The organism is Tsukamurella sp. II2bb, assembly GCF_057815145.1.
In genome coordinates this window covers 18,779-37,496 of the sequence record NZ_JBYPZI010000013.1, presented here as the reverse complement: position 1 = coordinate 37,496, position 18,718 = coordinate 18,779, and the positions used below count along the sequence as shown (strand labels likewise).

General features: G+C 70.0%; 22 protein-coding genes. 7 read left to right on the top strand and 15 right to left on the bottom strand.

What is annotated here, in order from left to right; all coding sequences use genetic code 11:
• Nucleotides 1–123 precede the first annotated feature (123 nt).
• Nucleotides 124–705: a PadR family transcriptional regulator gene (locus AC21LY_RS22570; RefSeq protein WP_489048816.1), complete on the top strand. Its 582-nt coding sequence runs from the start codon at nt 124–126 to the stop codon at nt 703–705.
• Complete coding sequence (locus tag AC21LY_RS22565; RefSeq protein ID WP_489048815.1) at nt 695–2,206, top strand: DHA2 family efflux MFS transporter permease subunit; 1,512 nt, start codon at nt 695–697, stop codon at nt 2,204–2,206. Before AC21LY_RS22570 ends, AC21LY_RS22565 begins: the two co-directional genes overlap by 11 nt.
• A gap of 66 nt (nt 2,207–2,272) precedes the next feature.
• On the opposite strand, the gene AC21LY_RS22560 is transcribed toward AC21LY_RS22565, so the two are convergent.
• The 5 genes from AC21LY_RS22560 to AC21LY_RS22540 form a co-directional block, all read right to left on the bottom strand.
• Nucleotides 2,273–3,043 (bottom strand): ABC transporter permease, encoded by a 771-nt coding sequence (locus tag AC21LY_RS22560; protein WP_489048814.1) that lies wholly within the window; start codon nt 3,041–3,043, stop codon nt 2,273–2,275.
• The gene (locus tag AC21LY_RS22555; RefSeq protein WP_489048854.1) at nt 3,040–3,822 is read right to left on the bottom strand and encodes an ABC transporter ATP-binding protein; all 783 of its coding nucleotides are present in this window, start codon (nt 3,820–3,822) and stop codon (nt 3,040–3,042) included. Before AC21LY_RS22555 ends, AC21LY_RS22560 begins: the two co-directional genes overlap by 4 nt.
• A 33-nt stretch (nt 3,823–3,855) precedes the next feature.
• Nucleotides 3,856–4,734 (bottom strand): DUF4097 family beta strand repeat-containing protein, encoded by an 879-nt coding sequence (locus AC21LY_RS22550; protein WP_489048813.1) that lies wholly within the window; start codon nt 4,732–4,734, stop codon nt 3,856–3,858.
• Nucleotides 4,735–4,835: 101 nt separating this feature from the next.
• Nucleotides 4,836–5,348: a histidine kinase gene (locus AC21LY_RS22545; RefSeq protein WP_489048812.1), complete on the bottom strand. Its 513-nt coding sequence runs from the start codon at nt 5,346–5,348 to the stop codon at nt 4,836–4,838.
• Nucleotides 5,349–5,397: 49 nt separating this feature from the next.
• On the bottom strand, nt 5,398–5,892 hold the full coding sequence (locus AC21LY_RS22540) for a MarR family winged helix-turn-helix transcriptional regulator (protein ID WP_489048811.1): 495 nt from the start codon (nt 5,890–5,892) through the stop codon (nt 5,398–5,400).
• A gap of 83 nt (nt 5,893–5,975) precedes the next feature.
• Here AC21LY_RS22540 and AC21LY_RS22535 point away from each other — a divergent pair, with 83 nt between their 5' ends.
• On the top strand, nt 5,976–6,479 hold the full coding sequence (locus AC21LY_RS22535; RefSeq protein WP_489048810.1) for a carboxymuconolactone decarboxylase family protein: 504 nt from the start codon (nt 5,976–5,978) through the stop codon (nt 6,477–6,479).
• 81 nt (nt 6,480–6,560) lie between these two features.
• On the opposite strand, the gene AC21LY_RS22530 is transcribed toward AC21LY_RS22535, so the two are convergent.
• Genes AC21LY_RS22530 through sdhC form a run of 4 tightly spaced genes read right to left on the bottom strand, consistent with a single transcriptional unit; the run spans nt 6,561 to nt 10,000 of the window.
• Entirely contained in the window at nt 6,561–7,331 is a 771-nt protein-coding gene (locus AC21LY_RS22530) for a succinate dehydrogenase iron-sulfur subunit (protein ID WP_489048809.1), read from the bottom strand.
• Nucleotides 7,331–9,082, bottom strand: coding sequence for a succinate dehydrogenase flavoprotein subunit (sdhA, locus tag AC21LY_RS22525; RefSeq protein ID WP_489048808.1), 1,752 nt, complete (start codon nt 9,080–9,082; stop codon nt 7,331–7,333). Before sdhA ends, AC21LY_RS22530 begins: the two co-directional genes overlap by 1 nt.
• Nucleotides 9,083–9,107: 25 nt before the next feature.
• Nucleotides 9,108–9,575: a succinate dehydrogenase hydrophobic membrane anchor subunit gene (locus AC21LY_RS22520; protein WP_489048807.1), complete on the bottom strand. Its 468-nt coding sequence runs from the start codon at nt 9,573–9,575 to the stop codon at nt 9,108–9,110.
• A 14-nt stretch (nt 9,576–9,589) separates the two neighbouring features.
• Entirely contained in the window at nt 9,590–10,000 is a 411-nt protein-coding gene (gene sdhC / locus AC21LY_RS22515) for a succinate dehydrogenase, cytochrome b556 subunit (protein WP_489048805.1), read from the bottom strand.
• A 240-nt stretch (nt 10,001–10,240) separates the two neighbouring features.
• Here sdhC and AC21LY_RS22510 point away from each other — a divergent pair, with 240 nt between their 5' ends.
• Together AC21LY_RS22510 and AC21LY_RS22505 are read left to right on the top strand one after the other, a co-directional pair.
• The gene (locus AC21LY_RS22510) at nt 10,241–10,639 is read left to right on the top strand and encodes a cytidine deaminase (RefSeq protein WP_489048804.1); all 399 of its coding nucleotides are present in this window, start codon (nt 10,241–10,243) and stop codon (nt 10,637–10,639) included.
• Entirely contained in the window at nt 10,639–11,943 is a 1,305-nt protein-coding gene (locus AC21LY_RS22505) for a thymidine phosphorylase (protein ID WP_489048803.1), read from the top strand. The genes AC21LY_RS22510 and AC21LY_RS22505 overlap by 1 nt, the downstream gene beginning before the upstream one ends.
• 3 nt (nt 11,944–11,946) lie before the next feature.
• On the opposite strand, the gene AC21LY_RS22500 is transcribed toward AC21LY_RS22505, so the two are convergent.
• Both AC21LY_RS22500 and AC21LY_RS22495 read right to left on the bottom strand, forming a co-directional pair.
• Nucleotides 11,947–12,873 carry a D-2-hydroxyacid dehydrogenase family protein gene (locus AC21LY_RS22500; RefSeq protein WP_489048802.1) on the bottom strand — a complete coding sequence of 309 codons (927 nt, stop codon included), beginning with the start codon at nt 12,871–12,873 and terminating at the stop codon, nt 11,947–11,949.
• A gap of 115 nt (nt 12,874–12,988) precedes the next feature.
• On the bottom strand, nt 12,989–13,372 hold the full coding sequence (locus AC21LY_RS22495) for a hypothetical protein (RefSeq protein ID WP_489048801.1): 384 nt from the start codon (nt 13,370–13,372) through the stop codon (nt 12,989–12,991).
• Between the two features lie 422 nt (nt 13,373–13,794).
• Between AC21LY_RS22495 and AC21LY_RS22490 the strand changes: the two genes are divergently transcribed.
• Both AC21LY_RS22490 and AC21LY_RS22485 read left to right on the top strand, forming a co-directional pair.
• The gene (locus tag AC21LY_RS22490; RefSeq protein WP_489048800.1) at nt 13,795–15,057 is read left to right on the top strand and encodes a sensor histidine kinase; all 1,263 of its coding nucleotides are present in this window, start codon (nt 13,795–13,797) and stop codon (nt 15,055–15,057) included.
• A gap of 10 nt (nt 15,058–15,067) precedes the next feature.
• Complete coding sequence (locus AC21LY_RS22485) at nt 15,068–15,694, top strand: response regulator (RefSeq protein ID WP_489048799.1); 627 nt, start codon at nt 15,068–15,070, stop codon at nt 15,692–15,694.
• A 35-nt stretch (nt 15,695–15,729) separates the two neighbouring features.
• On the opposite strand, the gene AC21LY_RS22480 is transcribed toward AC21LY_RS22485, so the two are convergent.
• From AC21LY_RS22480 to AC21LY_RS22465, 4 genes are read right to left on the bottom strand one after another with little or no spacing between them, the layout of a single operon-like run.
• Complete coding sequence (locus AC21LY_RS22480) at nt 15,730–16,023, bottom strand: hypothetical protein (protein WP_489048798.1); 294 nt, start codon at nt 16,021–16,023, stop codon at nt 15,730–15,732.
• A gap of 39 nt (nt 16,024–16,062) precedes the next feature.
• Nucleotides 16,063–16,575: a MarR family winged helix-turn-helix transcriptional regulator gene (locus AC21LY_RS22475; protein ID WP_489048797.1), complete on the bottom strand. Its 513-nt coding sequence runs from the start codon at nt 16,573–16,575 to the stop codon at nt 16,063–16,065.
• A complete protein-coding gene (locus AC21LY_RS22470; RefSeq protein ID WP_489048796.1) occupies nt 16,572–17,267 on the bottom strand; it encodes an aspartate/glutamate racemase family protein in 696 nt (231 codons plus the stop codon). The genes AC21LY_RS22475 and AC21LY_RS22470 overlap by 4 nt, the downstream gene beginning before the upstream one ends.
• Nucleotides 17,264–18,652 (bottom strand): MFS transporter, encoded by a 1,389-nt coding sequence (locus AC21LY_RS22465; RefSeq protein WP_489048795.1) that lies wholly within the window; start codon nt 18,650–18,652, stop codon nt 17,264–17,266. The genes AC21LY_RS22470 and AC21LY_RS22465 overlap by 4 nt, the downstream gene beginning before the upstream one ends.
• Nucleotides 18,653–18,718 lie beyond the last annotated feature (66 nt).

The following is an 18,718-nucleotide window of genomic DNA, read 5'->3' as shown; positions in this document are numbered from 1 at the left end:
CCGACTGTGGCGGGCATCATATTCCGGTTCGTCCCGGTTCGAGAAGGTCAGCCCAATCCGAATATTCCACATGGAGTAATTGCGGAGTAGCGTCACCTCCGAGCGCACGAACGGAGGTGGGAGATGGCGCGGGAACGGGCCCTGACCCCGCTGGCGATCGCCGCGCTGGCCCTGCTCACCGAGCGGGACATGCACCCCTACGAGATGTTCACGACGATGACGGAGCGCCGCGAGGATCTCGTGGTCAAGCTCCGTGCCGGCTCGCTGTACCACACGGTCAAGCGGCTGGCGGAGGACGCGCTGGTCGCCGAGGTCGGCACCGACCGCGACGGCAACCGGCCCGAACGGACCACCTACTCGATCACCGCGGCGGGCCGGGAACGGTTGCGCGACACCGTCGCCGCCCTGCTCGCCGAGCCCGTCGAGGAGTACCCGAGCTTCCCGCTCGCCGTCTCCGAGGCGCACTACCTGGGCCGGGACCGGGTGCGCGCACTGTTCGTGGCGCGCATGCAGCGGCTCGAAGGGCAGGTCGCCGCCATGCGGGCGGGGCACGCCCGCGCGCTGAGGCACGCCGCCGAAGCGCACCTGCTCGACCTGGACTACCTGATCGCGATGCGCACCGCCGAGGCCGACTGGCTCCGGCGCACCGTCGAACGACTCGACGACGAGACCTTGGAATGGAAGGTGACCAGTCATGACGAATGACGCCACCCCGGAGGCGAAGCCGTACGACCCGGGCGCCCTGCCCGGCCTGCCGTCGGGCTACCGGCCCTGGCCCGCCCTGTGGGCGCTGGTCGTGGGCTTCTTCATGATCCTCGTGGATTCGACGATCGTCTCGGTCGCGACCGACGCGATCTGGATCGACCTCACCAAGGGCACCGATCTCAACGGTGTCATCTGGGTGACCAGCGGCTACCTGCTGGCGTACGTGGTGCCGCTGCTGCTCGCCGGGCGGCTCGGCGACATGTACGGGCCCAAGCGGCTCTACCTCGTGGGCCTGACGATCTTCACGCTCTCGTCGGCGTGGTGCGGCCTGTCCGGATCCATCGGCATGCTGATCGCCGCCCGCGTCGTGCAGGGCCTCGGCGCCGCGCTGATGACGCCGCAGACGATGGCCGTCATCACCCGCACCTTCCCGGCGAACAAGCGCGGCACCGCGATGGCGCTGTGGGGCTCGGTCGCCGGCGTCGCGATCCTCGTCGGCCCGCTGGCCGGTGGCGTGCTCGTCGACCGGCTCGGCTGGGAGTGGGTCTTCTTCGTCAACGTGCCCGTCGGCATCGCCGCCTTCGTCGCCGCGGTGATCCTGGTGCCGAACCTGCCCACGCGCAAGCACAAGCTGGACGTCCCCGGCATCGTGCTCAGCGCCCTCGGCCTGTTCCTGCTGACCTTCGGGCTGCAGGAGGGCCAGAAGGAGGACTGGTCGACGGGGATCTGGGCGATGATCGGGGGTGGCCTGGTGCTGCTCGTCGCTTTCGTCTGGTGGCAGTCGAAGGCGGCGGAGCCGCTCATGTCGCTGTCGCTGTTCAAGGACCGGAACTTCTCGCTGGCCAACGCCGCGATCGCGTGCATGGGCTTCTCCGTGACGGGCATGTCGATCCCGCTGATGCTGTTCGCGCAGAAGTCGATGGGACTCACGCCCACCCGCTCCGCGCTGCTCCTGATCCCCCTCGCCGTGATCTCCGGGGCGCTCGCCGCACCGTCGGGCAAGCTGGCCGACAAGGTGCATCCCCGGTACCTCACCGGATTCGGCTTCGCGGCCAATGCGGTCGCGCTGTTCTGGCTGGCCTTCGTCGCGCACGACACCACTCCCGTGATCGGCATCCTGGCACCGATCGCCCTGATGGGCGTGGGCAACGCCTTCATCTGGGGGCCGCTCGCCGCGACCGCGAACCGGAACCTGCCGTTGCAGCTGGCGGGCGCGGGGTCCGGCGTTTACAACATGACGCGACAGGTCGGCGCCGTGCTCGGCAGCGCCGCGGTCGGCGTACTGATGCAGCACCAGATCGAGGAGAAGTTCGCGGCCGCGACCGGCCACGCGGCGAAGGGCGGGGGAGCGATCAGCACCGGCGCGCTCCCGGAGATCCTGCGCGGGCCCTTCGCGGACGCGATGGGCTCGACGATCCTGCTGCCCGCCGCGGCGCTCGTGGTCGCCTTCGTGGTGGTGCAGTTCTTCGCCACGCCCACGCACCAGAAGACGACGGTCTGACGCTACGCACACCGAGGCGGCGGCCGGCACCACGAGACGGGGCGCCGGCCGCGGTCGTGCGGCGGCTCAGCTGATCCGGCGGCGGTAGGCGAGCATCGCGCCGCCGTAGGCGAGGACCAGGATGCCCGTGCACCAGGCGAGGGCCGAGACCAGATCGCCGGTGTCGACCGGGCGCTCCGCCAGCAGGGCCGAGATGGTGTTCACGATCGAGGTCACCGGCTGGTTCTCCGCGAAGGCGCGGACGGGTCCGGGCATGGTGGCGGTGGGGACGAACGCGGAGCTGATGAACGGCAGGAAGATCAGCGGGTAGGAGAAGCCGGTCGCGCCGTCCACGGACTTCGCCGTCAGGCCGACGGCCACCGCGATCCAGGTGAGTGCCAGGGTGAACAGGGCCAGGATCCCGGCGACGCCGAGCCAGGCGAGCGGTCCGGCGGGCGAGCGGAAGCCCATGATCAGTCCCACACCGATGATGATCACGACCGTGATCGCGTTGGCCACCATGGACGTGAGCACGTGCGCCCACAGTACCGAGGAGCGGGCGATCGGCATCGACTGGAAGCGTTCGAAGATGCCGCCCTGCATGTCGTTGAACAGCCGCAGCGCGGTGTACGCGATGCCGGAGGCGATGGCCATCAACAGGATTCCGGGCAGCAGGTAGTTCACGTAGTTCGCGTCGCCGGTGCTGCCCTTGATCGCGCCGCCGAAGACGTAGACGAACAGGAGCATCATGGCGATCGGGGTGATCGCGGTGGTGATGATGGTGTCGACGCTGCGGGTGATGTGCCGCAGCGATCGGCCCAGCAGCGCACCGGTGTCGGAGACGGCGTGGACGGTCATGATCGGTCCTCGGTGGTGGGTTCGGTGCGGGTGCCGGTCAGCGCGAGGAAGATCTCCTCGAGCGAGGGCTGTTTCTCGACGTACTCGACCTTCGCCGCCGGCAGCAGCCGCTTGAGATCGGTGAGGGTGCCGTCGGCGATGATCCGCCCGTCGCGCAGGATGGCGATCCGGTCGGCCAGGTGCTCGGCCTCCTCCAGGTACTGCGTGGTCAGCAGCACCGTCGTGCCGCGATCGGCGAGGTCCTTCACGATGTCCCAGACGTCGATCCGGGCCTCCGGGTCGAGGCCGGTGGTGGGCTCGTCGAGGAAGATCACCGCGGGATCGCCGATCAGGCTCATGGCGATGTCGAGGCGACGGCGCATGCCCCCGGAGTACGTGCCGACCTTTCGGCCGCCCGCCTCGCTGAGGCGGAAGCGGTGCAGCAGCTCCTCGGCGACGGCGTCCGGGTCGCTCTGGTGCCGCAGGCGCGCCACCAGTACGAGGTTCTCGCGCCCGCTGAGGATCTCGTCGACGGCGGCGAACTGGCCGGTGAGGCTTATGGATTCGCGGACCCGCTGGGCCTCGGTGGTGACGTCGTAGCCGTGCACGGTGGCCGTGCCGGCGTCCGGGCGCAGCAGAGTCGACAGAATGCGGATCAGGGTGGTCTTCCCCGCGCCGTTGGCGCCCAAGAGGGCGACGATGCTCCCGGGGGTCACGGTGAAGTCGACGCCGCGCAGCACCGGAACGTCGCCGTAGGACTTCTCGATGCCGCGGACCTCGACGGCCGCGGTGGTGGTCATGGTCATGATGTGCTCCTGGAGGGAAGGCGCCGTTCAGCGGGCGCGGCGGATGTCGATGTCGCCGAACGTGGCCCGGGCGCGCACTGTCACGTGCTCGCCTTCCGGCTCCGCACTGCGGTCGCCGGTGGCCCGTTCGGGGAGGCCGTCGTCGAGGTGGTTGCGGACGCGCCCCTCGGCGGAGGACAGGTCGAGCCAGGCCGGGGTCCCCGCCGCCACACCGACGGTGAGCGTGCCGTAACTGCTCTCGACATCGATCTCCCCGCCGGAGACCTCGTTCAGCGTGATGCTGCCGTAGGCGGTCTTGGCGGCCACGGAGGAGGTGGCGCGGTCGATGTCCAGGTCGCCGTAGGACAGGTTCGCAGCGACGGCGCCGCGGGTCTCGCCGACGTGGACGCTGCCGTGCGAGGCCTTCAGCACGGCGTCCCCCGCGACGGAGGCGATTCGGATCCGGCCGTGGTCGGCGGTGATCTCGGCGGAACCGTCGACCGCGCCGATGAGCGCGTTGCCGTGGCCGGCACGCAGCCAGAGATCCCCCGTCGCCTCGAGCTCGACGGTGCCCGTCGTCGCCTTGATCCGGGTGGCGGCCAGGCGCCCCTCGGAGCGGACGCCGCCGACCGCGCTCTCCGCGGTGAACCGTGAGCCCGCCGGTAGCTCGACGGTGAGGTCGACCGATTCGGTGGCGCCGATGAAGCTCAGGAGCCCGAACCTGGGCTTCGGGCCGACCACGACGAGGCGGGCGCCGTCGAATTCAACGCGAGTGGCCTCGGCGGCACGCAGGTCCGAGGCCTTGTTCGGGGAGCTGGGTGAGACGGTCACGACGGTGTCGGTGCGGTCGCTCGCGATCACCTCGATGTCGCCGACCTGGAGGTTGACGGCCAGGTCGATGGGTTCGGGGGTGGGGAAGGTGGGCATGGCAGGGGCCTTTCGATGGGTGCGTTCGGCCGGCCCCGCGGGTGACGGGGCTGTGGCAGGTGTGGGTATCGGTGGGGCGGGGGAGTTCCGGGAGGGAGGGTTCAGCGCGCCCAGCCGGCGAAGTCGTCGCCGATGCGCAGGCTGCGTTGGGCGGTTCGTCGCTTGCGCGGGGCGAGGGCCGCGGCGACGGCCCGGACGAGCCAGGTGTTCACGGAGACGCCCGCGGCGGCCGCCGCCTCGTCGACCTGACCCTTGAGTGCGTCGGGCAGGCGGAGCGTGGTGCGCGAGGTGCTGGTGTCATCGAACTCGACGCGGTCGGAGGCCGTTGCCGTCTCGTCCTGATCCGCGCGCGGCGCGGCGACGACGAAGTCGACCTCACGCCCGCGCAGGCGCAGGTCGACGGAGCCGGGAACCAGTTCTCGCGTGATCTCGGCGGCCGCGGCGGACAGCGCGTCGAGCAGCACGAGGCGCGCGGTGTCGTCGAGACCGGTGGCGAGCCGCTCGGCGGCGGCCCGGGCATCGTCGACGCCGTTGTCGCCCGCATCCGCGAAACCGCGTTCGGCGGCGGCGACGAGCCGGCGCTGGAGGTCGCTGACGTAGGGGGTGATGTCCATGACGTCAATAGTGACACCATTGTGGTGTCATATCAAGGGGTGTCTGGTGTCATTCCGATGATCGACTGTGTCTGTGCAGGTCGGGCGCCTCGTCGGTCATGGCCGCGAGGGTGTCGAGGCGGATCGGCGAGGCGGTGAGCGAGGCCAGATCGTCGAGCATGGTGTCGAGGCGGCCGGATCCGATGCGCTGCGACCACGCGTCATGGACGGCCTGGAAGGCCGCAGCGCTCGCGCGGAGCATCGCCCGCCCACGTGCGGTGGGCGCGACGATTCGTCGTCGGCCGTCCTGGAGATCGTGACCGATGGTGACGTAGTCCAGCTCGACGAGGCGGGCGATGGTCTTGGCCGCGGCCTGCTTCGTGACGCCGAGCGCCGCGGCGATCTCGCCGGCGGTCGACCCGGTGCCGACGGCCTGCATGGCGAATCCGTCGCGTGGGCGGGCCTCGGGGAAGCCGCGCTCGGCCAGGATGCGGTGAGCCTCGTCGACCGCCTCGCGGAAACCGTCGAGAAGGAGCAGTGGCAGCTCGTAGCCGGGTCTCGCCATGTCGTCACCCCCTTGTTCCGTCAACCGGGTTGACTGTATCGTGTCGATAATCGTCAACCTAGTTGTCTATCTGAGGAGTGGTCATGGTGTTCACGGCGCACACGGTCGAGACGGCGCCGCCGGAGTCCCGCGCGGCGCTCGAGGCGATCCGCGCGAAGTTCGGCGGAGTTCCTCGGGCTGCCGCGCTGCAGGCGGAATCTCCGGCCCTACTGGGCGGGTTCCTCGCGGCGAGCGCGGCCTTCGAGGCGGTGGCGCTGCCGCCCGCTGTGCGGGAGGCGGTGATCCTCGCGGTCGCCCACCGCAACGGCTGCGGGGTGTGCGTGAAGATCCACGCCGCCGCGCTCGCCCGCATGGGCCGGGAGGACGTGGCGCACGACATCGGCGTAGGGCTGCCGCCACGCGACGCGGCGGTCGCGGCGGCCGTCACCTTCGTCGGGCGGTTGTTCGACGGTGCCGGGCAGGTAGGGGCCGCCGAGCTGCAGGAGTTCCTCGACGCGGGCTTCACCCGCCGCGACGCGCTCGACATCGTCTTCGGCGTGGGCGTCTACACCATGTCGACCTTCGCGAACCGCCTCGTCGGCGCCTGACCCGCGCGGGCACCGTCGACCATGAGAAACGCCCCGGACCTCGGGAGGAGGTCCGGGGCGTTCCGGGCTGCAGCGATGGATCTAGCGGCTGAACAGGAGGGCGCGCTTGACCTCCTGGATGGCCTTGGTCACCTGGATGCCACGGGGGCACGCGTCGGTGCAGTTGAAGGTGGTGCGGCAGCGCCAGACGCCGTCGACGCCGTTGAGGATCTCCAGGCGCTCGGCGGCGCCCTCGTCGCGGCTGTCGAAGATGAAGCGGTGCGCGTTCACGATCGCCGCGGGGCCGAAGTACGAGCCGTCCATCCAGTACACCGGGCAGCTGGTGGTGCAGCAGGCGCAGAGGATGCACTTGGTGGTGTCGTCGAAACGCTCGCGGTCCGTGGGGGACTGGATGCGCTCGCGGGTCGGCTCGTTGCCCGAGGTGATCAGGTAGGGCTTCACGGCGCGGAAGGCGTCGAAGAAGGGCTCCATGTCGACGACGAGGTCCTTCTCCACCGGCAGGCCGCGGATCGGCTCGACCGTGATGGTGATGTCCTTGTCGCCGTGCAGGAAGTCCTTCATCAGCATCTTGCAGGCGAGGCGGTTGACGCCGTTGATGCGCATGGCGTCGCTGCCGCACACGCCGTGCGCGCACGAGCGGCGGAAGGTCAGGGTGCCGTCGAGGTAGCCCTTGATGTACAGGAGCAGGTTCAGGAAGCGGTCCGAGGGGAGCGCGGGGACCCGGTAGCTCTGCCAGCCGGCCGCGTCCGGATCCTCCGGGTTGAACCGGTAGACCTTGATCGTGACCATGGTGGAGCCGGGCGGGACGGGCGGCTGCACCGAGTTCGACGGGGTTTCCACTGCGGCAGTCATCAGTACTTACGCTCCATCGGCTCGTAGCGGGTCTGCACGACGGGCTTGGTGTCCAGCCGGATGCCGGACTCGAGCCCCTCGCCCTCCTTGTAGGCCATGGTGTGCACCATGAAGTTCTCGTCGTCGCGGTTCGGGTAGTCCTCGCGGGCGTGGCCGCCGCGGGTCTCCTTGCGGTTGAGGGCGCCGACGACGGTGACCTCGGCCAGCTCGAGCAGGAAGCCCAGCTCGATGGCCTCGAGCAGGTCGCTGTTGAAGCGCTTGCCCTTGTCGGTGACGGTGACGTGCTCGTACCGCTTCTTGAGGGCGCGGACGTCCTCGAGGGCCTGCGTCAGGGTCTTCTCCGTGCGGAAGACGGCGGCGTTGTTGTCCATCGTCTGCTGCAGCTCGGTACGGATCGCCATGACGTTCTCGTCGCCGTGGTCGCTGAGCATCGAGGCGACCCAGTTCTCGACCATCTCGGCCGGGTTCTCGGGCAGCGGCACGAAGTCGTGCGTCTTGGCGTACTCCGCCGCGGCGATGCCGGAGCGGCGGCCGAAGACGTTGATGTCGAGCAGCGAGTTGGTGCCGAGGCGGTTGGCGCCGTGCACGGAGACGCAGGCGCACTCACCGGCGGCGTACAGGCCGGGGACGATGTGCTCGTTGTCGCGCAGGACCTCGCCGTGGATGTTGGTGGGGATGCCGCCCATCACGTAGTGGCAGGTCGGGTACACGGGCACCAGCTCGGTGACGGGGTCGACGCCGAGGTAGGTGCGCGAGAACTCCATGATGTCCGGCAGCTTGGCCATCAGGGTCTCCTCCGGGATGTGCGTGACATCCAGGAGCACGTAGTCCTTGTTCGGGCCGGCGCCGCGGCCCTCGAGCACCTCGAGCACCATCGAGCGGGCGACGATGTCGCGCGGCGCGAGGTCCTTGATGGTGGGGGCGTAGCGCTCCATGAACCGCTCGCCGTCGACGTTGCGGAGGATGCCGCCCTCGCCGCGGACGCCCTCGGTGATGAGGATGCCCAGGCCCGCGAGACCCGTCGGATGGAACTGGTGGAACTCCATGTCCTCCAGGGGCAGGCCCTTGCGGAAGACGATGCCCATGCCGTCACCGGTGAGGGTGTGGGCGTTGGAGGTGGTCTTGTACATGCGTCCCGAACCGCCGGTGGCGAAGATGATCGCCTTGGCGTGGAAGACGTGGATCTCGCCGGTGGCCAGCTCGTAGGCGACGGCGCCGGTCGCGACGGGCCCGTCCTCGGTCTCCGTCAGCGCGATGTCGAGGACGTAGAACTCGTTGAAGAACTCCACGTCGTGCTTGACGCAGTTCTGGTACAGCGTCTGCAGGATCATGTGGCCGGTGCGGTCCGCGGCGTAACAGGCGCGGCGGACGGGGGCCTTGCCGTGATCGCGGGTGTGGCCGCCGAAGCGGCGCTGGTCGATCTTGCCCTCGGGGGTGCGGTTGAAGGGCAGGCCCATCTTCTCCAGGTCGAGCACCGCGTCGATGGCCTCCTTGGCCATGATCTCCGCGGCATCCTGGTCGACGATGTAGTCGCCGCCCTTGACCGTGTCGAAGGTGTGCCACTCCCAGTTGTCCTCCTCGACGTTGGCGAGGGAGGCGCACATGCCGCCCTGCGCCGCGCCGGTGTGGGAGCGGGTGGGGTAGAGCTTGGTGAGCACCGCGGTGCGGGCGCGGGGCCCGGCCTCGATGGCCGCGCGCATACCGGCGCCGCCTGCGCCGATGATCACCACGTCGTAACGATGTTCCTGCATGATGCGGGTGAGTCCTTCCTGGCCGTTACTGGGCGGTGGGCACGGATGCCGGTTCGAACGTGAGGAGCGCGTACGAGCCGAGGCCGACCACGAGGATCATCGACAGCACGAGCAGGGTCTTGAGCCAGAACCGCGTGCGGTCCTTGCGGGCGTAGTCGTCGATGATCACGCGCAGGCCGTTGCCGCCGTGCAGCTGCGCGAGCCACAGCATCGTGATGTCCCAGATCTGCCAGAAGGGGCTGGCCCAGCGCTGCGCGACGAAGGCGGCGCTGATCCGGTGCACGCCCTGGCTGTCCAGCGCGAGCATGATGAAGACGTGCCCGAAGACGAGCACGAGGAGCGCGATGCCCGAGAAGCGCATGAACAGCCATGCGTACTTCTCGAAGTTCCCGGCGGCCGGACGGTGCGGCGAGCGCGGGTTGTCGAGCGAGGCGGGACGGTCGTACTGCTTGAGCAGCGTCTTGGCCAGCTTGGGTTCGTTCGCGGTGGTCATGGTGAAGGTCCCCCTCAGCCTGCGTGCGAGATCATGATGTAGAGCAGGCGCGCGGCCATCCCGGCGCCGGTGATGAGGAAGACGGCCCAGATCGCGATCGACATCGCCTTCTGGTACTGCACGCCCTTGCTCCAGAAGTCCACGAGGATCACGCGGACGCCGTTGAGGGCGTGGAAGAGGATGGCCATGACGAGGCCGATCTCGAGCAGGCCGATGATCGGGGTCTTGTACGTCTTGATGACCGCGTCGTACGCCTCCGGATCGATGCGGATGACCGCGGTGTCGAGGACGTGGACGAACAGGAAGAAGAAGATGGTGACGCCGCTGATGCGGTGCAGCACCCAGTTCAACATGCCCGGATCGCCCTTGTAGAGGGAGACGCGGCGCGGCTCCTCGGCGGCCGCCACCTCGGTACTACTGCTCATCGAGTCCTGCCTTCGACATCGTTTCTTGGACACCCCGCACATCGGTCCGACGAAGGACTTGAGAGCCCTCGCGCCGGCGCCGTTCGCGACGTATACCTGAACCCACGCCTTGACCTTAAACCCACCGGAATGTGGAATCGAAACCACGGTCCCGATCCCTTGGGGCCAAAGGGATTTACTTAGGTATGCCTGACCAAAATTGACCCGGAATCAACAAGCCTCGGAAAGGAGCGCGCGGCTGTGCCCGACATCGACTGGGAGGTATTGCGGCGCACCGCCGTCGAGGCCATGGGGCGCGCCTACGCGCCCTATTCGAACTACCCGGTGGGGGCGGCCGCGCTCGCGGATGACGGCCGCATCGTGTCCGGTTGCAATGTGGAGAATGTCTCATACGGCTTGACCCTCTGTGCAGAATGCGGGCTCGTGAGCGCGCTCCATTCCACGGGCGGGGGACGCCTGCTCGCCTTCACGTGCACCAACGCCAACGGCGACGTCCTGCTGCCCTGCGGGCGCTGCCGGCAGCTGCTCCACGAGCACGGCGGCGGCGACCTGATGGTCGACCACCGCTCGGGGCCGATGCCCCTGAGCCGGCTCCTGCCCGACGCCTTCGGGCCCGACGATCTGGAAGAGGTCAAGTAATGAGCGAAGTCTTCGACGCCGTCTCCGTCATCGCCGCCAAGCGCGACGGCAAGGCCCTGTCGGACGGCCAGATCGATTGGGTGATCGATCGGTTCACCCGCGGCGAGGTCGCCGACTACCAGATGTCCGCGCTCGCGATGGCGATCCTTCTTAACGGTATGGACCGCCGCGAGATCGCCCGGTGGACCGCCGCGATGATCGCCAGCGGCGAGCGGATGGACTTCTCCGGGCTGCGCCGCGACGGCCGCCCGCTCGCGACCACGGACAAGCACTCCACCGGCGGCGTGGGCGACAAGATCACGCTGCCGCTCACCCCGCTCGTCGCGTCCTACGGCGTCGCGGTGCCGCAGCTCTCGGGTCGCGGCCTCGGCCACACCGGCGGCACGCTCGACAAGTTGGAGGCGATCGCCGGCTGGCGCGCCGACCTGACCAATGAGCAGATGTTCGACCAGCTCGAGAAGGTGGGCGGGGTGATCTGCGCAGCCGGGTCGGGCCTCGCCCCCGCCGACAAGAAGCTCTACGCGCTGCGCGACGTCACCGGCACTGTCGAGGCGATCCCGCTCATCGCCAGCTCGATCATGAGCAAGAAGATCGCGGAGGGCACCGCCTCGCTCGTCCTCGACGTCAAGGTCGGCAAGGGCGCCTTCATGAAGACGGAGGCCCAGGCCCGCGAGCTCGCCGAGACGATGGTCGCCCTCGGGCACGACTCGGGCGTGAACACCGTCGCGCTGCTCACCGACATGTCCACGCCGCTCGGCCGCAGCGCCGGCAACGGCCTCGAGGTCGCCGAGTCGCTCGAGGTCCTGGCCGGCGGCGGACCGTCGGACGTCGTGGAGCTGACGCTGGCCCTCGCGCGGGAGATGCTCGCCCTTGCGGGCGTCGATGCCGACCCCGCGGAGCACCTGGCGAACGGGAGGGCGATGGACAGCTGGCGGGCGATGATCGCGGCGCAGGGTGGGGACCCCGACGCGCCGCTGCCCGTCGCGCGGCACACGCGCACCGTCGCCGCGCCCGCCTCGGGTGTGCTCGCGGAGCTCGACGCGATGGGCGTCGGCATCGCCGCCTGGCGCCTCGGCGCGGGCCGTGAGCGGCAGGGCGAGCCCGTCCAGGCCGGTGCGGGCGTCACCTGGCATGCGAGCGTCGGCGACACCGTCAGGGCCGGGGAGCCGCTGTTCACGCTGCACACCGACACCCCGGAGAAGTTCGACGGTGCCGTCGCCGCTCTCGACGGCGCGGCCGTCATCGGCGAGTCCGCGCCGACACGCGGCTCGCTCGTCCTGGACCGGGTGACCGCCGGGGCGTGACGGTCAGGGATTCATGACGCGGACGGGGGTGCCCGCGAGGTACGCGCGGATGTCCTCGGCCGCGTCGGCGTAGAAGGTGCGGTACTGCTGCTCGGTCACGTAGCCGACGTGTCCGGTGAGCACCGAGTTCGGCAGGTCCCGGATCGGGTCGTCGGCGGGCAGCGGTTCGGTGTCGAAGACGTCGAGGGCGAGGCGGATGTCGCCGCGTCGTGCGGCGGCCGCGGCGGCCGGCGTATCGAGCACGCCCGCACGAGAGGTGTTGACCAGCAGGGCGCCCGGCTTCATCCGGGAGATGTCGGCGGCGCCGACGATGCCGCGGGAGCGCTCCGAGAGCACGTAGTGAATGGTCACCACGTCCGAGCGTTCGAACAGCTCCTCCTTGCTCACCGCCGTGGCGCCGACCTCCGCGGCGCGGTCGGGGTCGATGTTGCTCGACCACGCGATCACCTCGGCGCGGAAGGCGTTCGCGACCCGGGCGACGCGCCGGCCGAGCCCGCCCAGCCCGACGATGCCGATCGTGCTCTCGTGCAGTTCCTTCCCGACGGTGCTCTGCCACCGTCCGGCCCGGATGTTGGCGTCCTCGGCCGGAATGTGCCGCAGTGCCCCGAGGATCAGGGCCCAGGTGTGCTCGGCGGCCGCAGCCGGGCGGTATCCGGTGTGGCACACCGTGATCCCCAGCTCGCTGGCGGCGTCCAGATCGATCGCGGCGTTGCGGCGACCCGTCGAGACCAGGAGTCGTAGGTGGGGGAGGGAGCGGAGGACCTCCGCGGGAAAGCGGGTGCGTTCGCGCATGGCGACGACCCCGTCGAACTCCGCGAGCTGGGCGGCGATGTCGGTGAGCGGCTCCGTGAAGACGGTGACGTCGAGGCCGGAGAAGTCGCCGTAGGTGCGGGAGACGTTCTGGTAGTCGTCGAGGATCGCGATGCGCATACCGCTCACGCTAGCCGCCCGGAGAACCGACGGGCCGCGTATCCCGTCGCCGGGTGGAGCGATGTGCGGCAGGGCGGCGTGACGTGGCGCACGGTATACCTCGACCAGTTATTAGCTATGCTACGCATAATTTCTCCGGGTCGACGTCGATGTGAGCGGCGCGAATCATGCGGTCGTGCTCATCGGAGTAGTCGGGGATTTCTTCTGCCGGAAAGGTGGTCGTCATGAAAAGGGTTGTTGCGGCTCTCGTCGCGGGCGTGTCTTCGGTGGTCGTCGCCGTGGCGGCTCCGTTGCCTTCGGTATCGGCGGGTGGGTCGGCGAGTCGTTGCGATGCGCCGTACGACGTGCAAGCGGGCGACCCCGTGGTGTGCACGTTCGACCACGGGAATGTGACGGTGACGTCCAGAACTCCTGGAACGTATGCGTTCCAGTTCACGGTTTCCTTCGGCGATCCGGGTGCGCGAGCCGCCGTGGAGCTTCGCCGGGTGGTCACCTTCACGCAATCGGGTCAATCGATCACGTGGGACGTGTTCGGACGATTCAGGGAGTATCCGTCTCCTCGGATCGACCGGTTCAGGTACACGTGGCAATGACGTCGTCGAGGTCGAGCGATGGAGAGTGTCTTCCTCGCGACGTGACGCCGAGGGCGTTGATCGGCACCGTGATTCCGCTGGCGCGCAGAGGAATTCGACAGCGTCTACTGATCGCCGACGGTGGTCGTTCCGGTCTTCCCGACATGACAGTCGAAGCGGAGGATTGTGGGCATCGAAAGGCACTACGCAACGCCGATGCACTAGTGCACGAGCCGCGGATCCACGATCGGCGAGGTGTGCGGCCCGATCCGGGTAGTGCTGGCACCACCCCCGATTCTCCTGTTCGCGCCAGGGACTCGGCGGAGGTCGCGGCCCTAGCGTCTACGGCATGATCGATACCATGACCCCGTCGTCCCCCGCGCTGCGCCGGCCCGGCAGCAGCGCGCTCGGAGCGCCGCTGCGCGAGCCCCTGCGCTTCCTCACCACGTCCGCGCCGTGGCGCGGCCTGGCCTACTTCGCGGTTTCGATGGTCGTCGGATGGACCCTCTTCCTCCTCTACGCCGTGATCGTGGTGCTGCCCCTCGCCCCCGCGTGGTCCTACTGGCTGGCCAAGCTGGAACGCCGCAGGGTCGTCTGGCTGGAGGTGCCCGCGATCGGGGATCCGCACCCACCCCTGACCGGGAGCCCGTCGACCCGCGCCGGCGCGCGGCTCGGCGAACGGGCGACCTGGCGCGAGGTGGCCTACTCCCTGCTGCTGGCGGTGACCACGCCCATCGTCTTCGTCGGCGCAGTCCTCGGCTGGGTCGTCGGAGTCGGGCTCCTCGTGGCGCCCCTCGTCGCCGACGAGGTCACCGTCCTCGGCGCGCCGGTGGACGGCGTCGTCGGACGGGCGCTCTGGGGCGCCGTCGGCGCGGTGCTGTGCGCGGTGGCCCTCTACGCCACCTACGCCGTCTCCGCCCTGCAGGTGGCGACGGCGCGCCTTCTGCTCAGCCCCACCGAGGAGGAGCTGCGCCGCCGGGTGACCACGCTCGAGACCTCCCGCGGCGTGCTGGTGAGCTCCTTCGAGGGCGAGCGCCGGCGCATCGAGCGCGACCTCCACGACGGACCGCAGCAGGACCTCGCGAGCCTGTCGCTCCAACTCGGCGAACTCCAGCAGAGCCTCTCCGCCGGGGCCGACGAGTCGGTGCGCGCGCAGGTCGTCGAAGCGCAGCTCCGGCTCGAGCGGGCGATGGCGGGCCTGCGGGACACCGTCCGCGGGGTGCACCCGCAGGTGCTCGACGATGCCGGGGTCGAGGCCGCGTGCGCCGAACTCGGCGGCGCGATCCGGGTGGACGTCGTGGCGGGTGACGGCTGGGAGCCCGGCCGCCGCCTGCCCGCCGAGATCGAGCAGGCCATGTACTACACCGCCAGTGAGGCCGTCACCAACGCGATCAAGCACGGCGGGGCGGGGCAGGTGTGGATCACCTTCGCGGCCGGCGTGCTCGGCGTCTCCATGACCGTGATGGACGACGGTGCCGGCGGCGCGGATCCGGCCCGGGGCACGGGCCTCGCTGGCCTCGTCGAACGGGCGGAGGCGATCGGTGCCACGCTCACGGTGCTCAGCCCGCCCGGCGGGCCCACCACCCTCTACTGGGCGAGGGCCCTGTCGTAGCCTGCCTGGCATGCGGCTTCTGATAGCGGAGGATGCAGTGCTGCTCGCCGAGGGCCTGCAGCGGATCGTCGAGCGGGCCGGCCACGAGGTGGCCGGCCTGATCGGTGACGCCGACGCGCTCCGGGCGGTCGACCCCGGCACCGTCGACCTGGTGGTGACGGATGTGCGGATGCCGCCCGGGCACGGTGACGACGGCCTGCGGGCGGCGCTGGAGCTGCGCGCCCGCCGCGCGGACCTACCGGTGCTCGTGCTGTCGCAGTACGTGGCGGCGGCGTACGCGCGACGGCTGCTGGAGTCGGGCGGCGGCGTCGGTTACCTCCTCAAGGAGCGGGTGGGGCGGGTCGACGATTTCCTCCGGGCGATCGAGACCGTCGCCGGCGGGGGAGTGGTGGTCGACCCCGAGGTCGTCTCCAGGATGTTCAACCCGACGGTGCTCGACCGGCTCACGCCCCGCGAGGGCGAGGTGATCGCGCTCATGGCGGAGGGCAGGAGCAATGCGGAGATCGCTGCGGCCCTGGTGGTCTCGGACGCCGCCGTCGCCAAGCACGTCGCGAACATCTTCGCCAAGCTCGATCTCCCGCCGGAGGAGGGCAACCGCCGGGTGCGGGCGATCCTCACCTATCTCACGGAGCGCTAGCGGCCCCTCGGTCCACCGCCTGCGCGGTCGTCGACTCAGTCGAAGGGCCACAACTCGTTCAGGCGGGAGTAGATCGCCGCGACCGGGACGGGCTCGTCGTCGCGGCCGAGACGGATCGACAGTATCGCCCGGCCGATGATCGCATAGGCGACGCGCGACTCGACCGGGGTGAAGGCGCCCGGCGCCGCAGCGAGGGCACGACGGTGCTCCTCCTCGCGTGCGATCCGCCGGAACTGCTCGGGGTGGAAGTAGCCCCACTGGTGATCGTCGTCGGAGTACCACCAGATGCGCCCGTCGGGGTCGGCGTAGAACTGGCCGGTCTCGAGCATGGAATCCTCCTTACTGCTGCGGTAGGACGGCGGAGATCGCTAGCGGTTCTCGTCGTCGTGGCCCGTGACCGCGATGAGCGCGCGGTGGAGTTCCACTGCGGCGCGCCCGTTCCCGAAGATCTTCGTGTTCACCGCGGTGAGGTGCGTGTCCGCCCGGTCGAGCTGTTCCAGGCCGTCCCACGTCATCGTCACGATCTGCCGGCGCCGGTCGATGGGGTCGCGGGAGCGGTGGATCAGTCCCGTCCGGGACAGCCCGTCGAGGCAGGCGACGAGTTCGCTGGGGTCGACCGCCGCCCGGCGCGCGAGAGTCCGTTGGCTCGCCGGTCCGCTCACCCGCAGTGCGAGTAGTACCGAGTAATCGCGCAGAGTCATTCCGATCGACTTGAGGGCGCGGACGTACTCCCTGCGCAGGCGGTGCGATGTGCGGATGATGAGCAGACCCAGGGGAGTCGTATCGGTGGGGCTGCCGGGCGCTGCTTCTGCCAGTGAGCTGTGGATCATGTCCATGACTGCCGTTCTCCACTGTCCGTGGTAGATCGATTCCGAGCTCATCGCGTGCCTACTCCCGCTGCCCTGGTCTCGAGCAGCAGGCGCATCGCCGCGCGGATCCCTTCGGGGATCGGTTCGACGATGCGGGCCGTGGCGATGGTGGCGAGGTGGGTGGCGGAGTCGCTCAGCGGTCCGCCCCCGATGACGACGGTGCGCGCGCCCGCAGCGATCGCTCGAGCGGTGGTGGCCTCCAGTGCACAGGCCATGCGGTCCGGGTCGGAGGCGAGGTCCAACGGATCCCCGTCGGTGACGAAGGTCCCCGTGTACTGGCCGGGTCGCGCTATCGACGAGACGAGGGCACCGATCGATGAGGCCAGTGCGGAGGTCGTGGTGGCGACCGCGAACGGCTCCCCGAGGATTGCGGCGCGGGCGACCGCGGACCGTCCGATGCCCACCACCGGCACGGGGAGCGCGGCCGCCAGGTCCGCGACGCCGGGGTCGCCGAAGGCCCCGATGAGCACGGCGTCCGCCACCTCGTCGTCGATGGCGGCGACGGTCGCGCGGACGGTGGCCGCCCGTGCGGCGCGCAGGGCGGACTCGTCGACGATCATCCGCGGCGCGTCCGGCACTGTCACCCCGCGCAGCGAGAGGTTCGCCGCCGCGGCGGCCGGGCCGGCGGCGCGCAGGAGCATCTCCGTCGTGCGGGTGTCGCTGTTCGGGTTGACGACGAGCAGGCGGCGGGCGGTGCGGTTCACGGTGCGTCCCCCTCGGGCAGGGGGCGGCCGAAGGTCTCGCGCGGGAACTGGACGGCGATCCCGCAGATCGCGAACGCCGCGGCCATCATCGCGAACACCGCGCCGACGCCGACGGCGTCGAGGAGGGCTGCAGCGATGAGCGCGAACAGGCCGCCGGAGAGCGAGCCGAGCGAGAGGATGACGGAGGTGGCGAGGCCGCGGATCGACGTGGGGTACTGCTCCGGGGCGAACACCCAGATCGTGGTGTTGAGCACGATCACCGCGAAATTGAACGCGGCGCCGAACAGGAGGACCAGTGCCTCGTTGACGGCGAGGAAGCCGAAGCCGAGGCCCGCTGCCGTGCCGAGCGCGGCTCCGGCCGTCAGCGTGACCTTGCGCGGGACTCGGGGCGCCAGGGCCGCCGCGGTGAGCGCGCCCGCCAGCGATCCGCTCTGCATGATCAGCGTGAACCACAGGGCCGTCGCGATGGGCATCCCCCGCTGAGTGAGGATGAGCGGGATCAGTGTGATCATGGTGAACTGCGCGGCGTAGGACATGCAGACGGCGACGCAGAGCGCGAGGGTCCGGCGGCGGAACCGTCGACCGAGGAGCCGGGGCCGGCGGGCCGGGCGGGCGCCTGGCCGGGCCGACGGTTCCGCCTCCGGAAGCGGCGTCAGGTAGGCGATCCGGGTGGTCGGCGTGCCGCGCAGCCGGCCCGAAGCCAGGCGGTTGAACACGGTCTCGGCCTCCGAGACGCGGCCGTGGGCGACGAGGTATCGCGGCGACTCGGGCAGGTTACGGCGGTACACGACAACGAGGAGCGCGGGGACGACGAGCACGCCGAAGAGCCAACGCCAGCGGTCCGCACCGCCTGCGACGGCGAACACGGCGACTCCCACGAGCGGCGCGAGCATGTTCCCCAGTCCGCCTGCCGCGACGTTGATCAGCCCGATCGCAGTGCCGCGATGCCGTGCGGCGAAGAACTCGGCCAGCATGACGACGGCGGCGGCGATCTCGCCGCCCAGGCCGATCCCCACCAGGAACCGTGCCGCGAGGAGGGTGCCGTAGTTCGGGGCGAGTGCACACAGGAGCGACCCCGCCGCGAAGACCAGCAGGTTCCACTCGAGCAGGCGGCGCCGTCCCACGCGGTCCATGAGGCTGCCGGCGAGCACGCGCCCCAGTGCGACCGCGGTGAAGGTCGCCGTGTTCAGCAGGCCGATGTGTGTGGCGCCGAGGCCCCAGTCGGCCATGAGGATCGGGCCCGCGATACCGACGGTGTTCTGCTCGACGGCGTCGAAGAAGACACCGAACAGCACCATCGCCAGGATTCCGGCGTGCGCGCGGGTCAGTCCGACACGCTCGTACGCGTGCTCGAGCCGGTCGCCGACGGTTGCGGTCGTCGGCATCGCCGCACCGTCCGGTGGCCTCCGATGCACGAGTTGCTCCTGGGTTCTATTCCGACCAGCGTTGGT

Bases quoted from the DNA above. Each gene is read 5' to 3' on its own strand.
- AC21LY_RS22570 (WP_489048816.1), top strand. From the start codon at position 124: ATGGCGCGGGAACGGGCCCTGACCCCGCTGGCGATCGCCGCGCTGGCC.
- AC21LY_RS22565 (WP_489048815.1), top strand. From the start codon at position 695: ATGACGAATGACGCCACCCCGGAGGCGAAGCCGTACGACCCGGGCGCC.
- AC21LY_RS22560 (WP_489048814.1), bottom strand. From the start codon at position 3,043: ATGACCGTCCACGCCGTCTCCGACACCGGTGCGCTGCTGGGCCGATCG.
- AC21LY_RS22555 (WP_489048854.1), bottom strand. From the start codon at position 3,822: ATGACCACCACCGCGGCCGTCGAGGTCCGCGGCATCGAGAAGTCCTAC.
- AC21LY_RS22550 (WP_489048813.1), bottom strand. From the start codon at position 4,734: ATGCCCACCTTCCCCACCCCCGAACCCATCGACCTGGCCGTCAACCTC.
- AC21LY_RS22545 (WP_489048812.1), bottom strand. From the start codon at position 5,348: ATGGACATCACCCCCTACGTCAGCGACCTCCAGCGCCGGCTCGTCGCC.
- AC21LY_RS22540 (WP_489048811.1), bottom strand. From the start codon at position 5,892: ATGGCGAGACCCGGCTACGAGCTGCCACTGCTCCTTCTCGACGGTTTC.
- AC21LY_RS22535 (WP_489048810.1), top strand. From the start codon at position 5,976: ATGGTGTTCACGGCGCACACGGTCGAGACGGCGCCGCCGGAGTCCCGC.
- AC21LY_RS22530 (WP_489048809.1), bottom strand. From the start codon at position 7,331: ATGACTGCCGCAGTGGAAACCCCGTCGAACTCGGTGCAGCCGCCCGTC.
- sdhA (WP_489048808.1), bottom strand. From the start codon at position 9,082: ATGCAGGAACATCGTTACGACGTGGTGATCATCGGCGCAGGCGGCGCC.
- AC21LY_RS22520 (WP_489048807.1), bottom strand. From the start codon at position 9,575: ATGACCACCGCGAACGAACCCAAGCTGGCCAAGACGCTGCTCAAGCAG.
- sdhC (WP_489048805.1), bottom strand. From the start codon at position 10,000: ATGAGCAGTAGTACCGAGGTGGCGGCCGCCGAGGAGCCGCGCCGCGTC.
- AC21LY_RS22505 (WP_489048803.1), top strand. From the start codon at position 10,639: ATGAGCGAAGTCTTCGACGCCGTCTCCGTCATCGCCGCCAAGCGCGAC.
- AC21LY_RS22500 (WP_489048802.1), bottom strand. From the start codon at position 12,873: ATGCGCATCGCGATCCTCGACGACTACCAGAACGTCTCCCGCACCTAC.
- AC21LY_RS22490 (WP_489048800.1), top strand. From the start codon at position 13,795: ATGATCGATACCATGACCCCGTCGTCCCCCGCGCTGCGCCGGCCCGGC.
- AC21LY_RS22485 (WP_489048799.1), top strand. From the start codon at position 15,068: ATGCGGCTTCTGATAGCGGAGGATGCAGTGCTGCTCGCCGAGGGCCTG.
- AC21LY_RS22480 (WP_489048798.1), bottom strand. From the start codon at position 16,023: ATGCTCGAGACCGGCCAGTTCTACGCCGACCCCGACGGGCGCATCTGG.
- AC21LY_RS22475 (WP_489048797.1), bottom strand. From the start codon at position 16,575: ATGAGCTCGGAATCGATCTACCACGGACAGTGGAGAACGGCAGTCATG.
- AC21LY_RS22465 (WP_489048795.1), bottom strand. From the start codon at position 18,652: ATGCCGACGACCGCAACCGTCGGCGACCGGCTCGAGCACGCGTACGAG.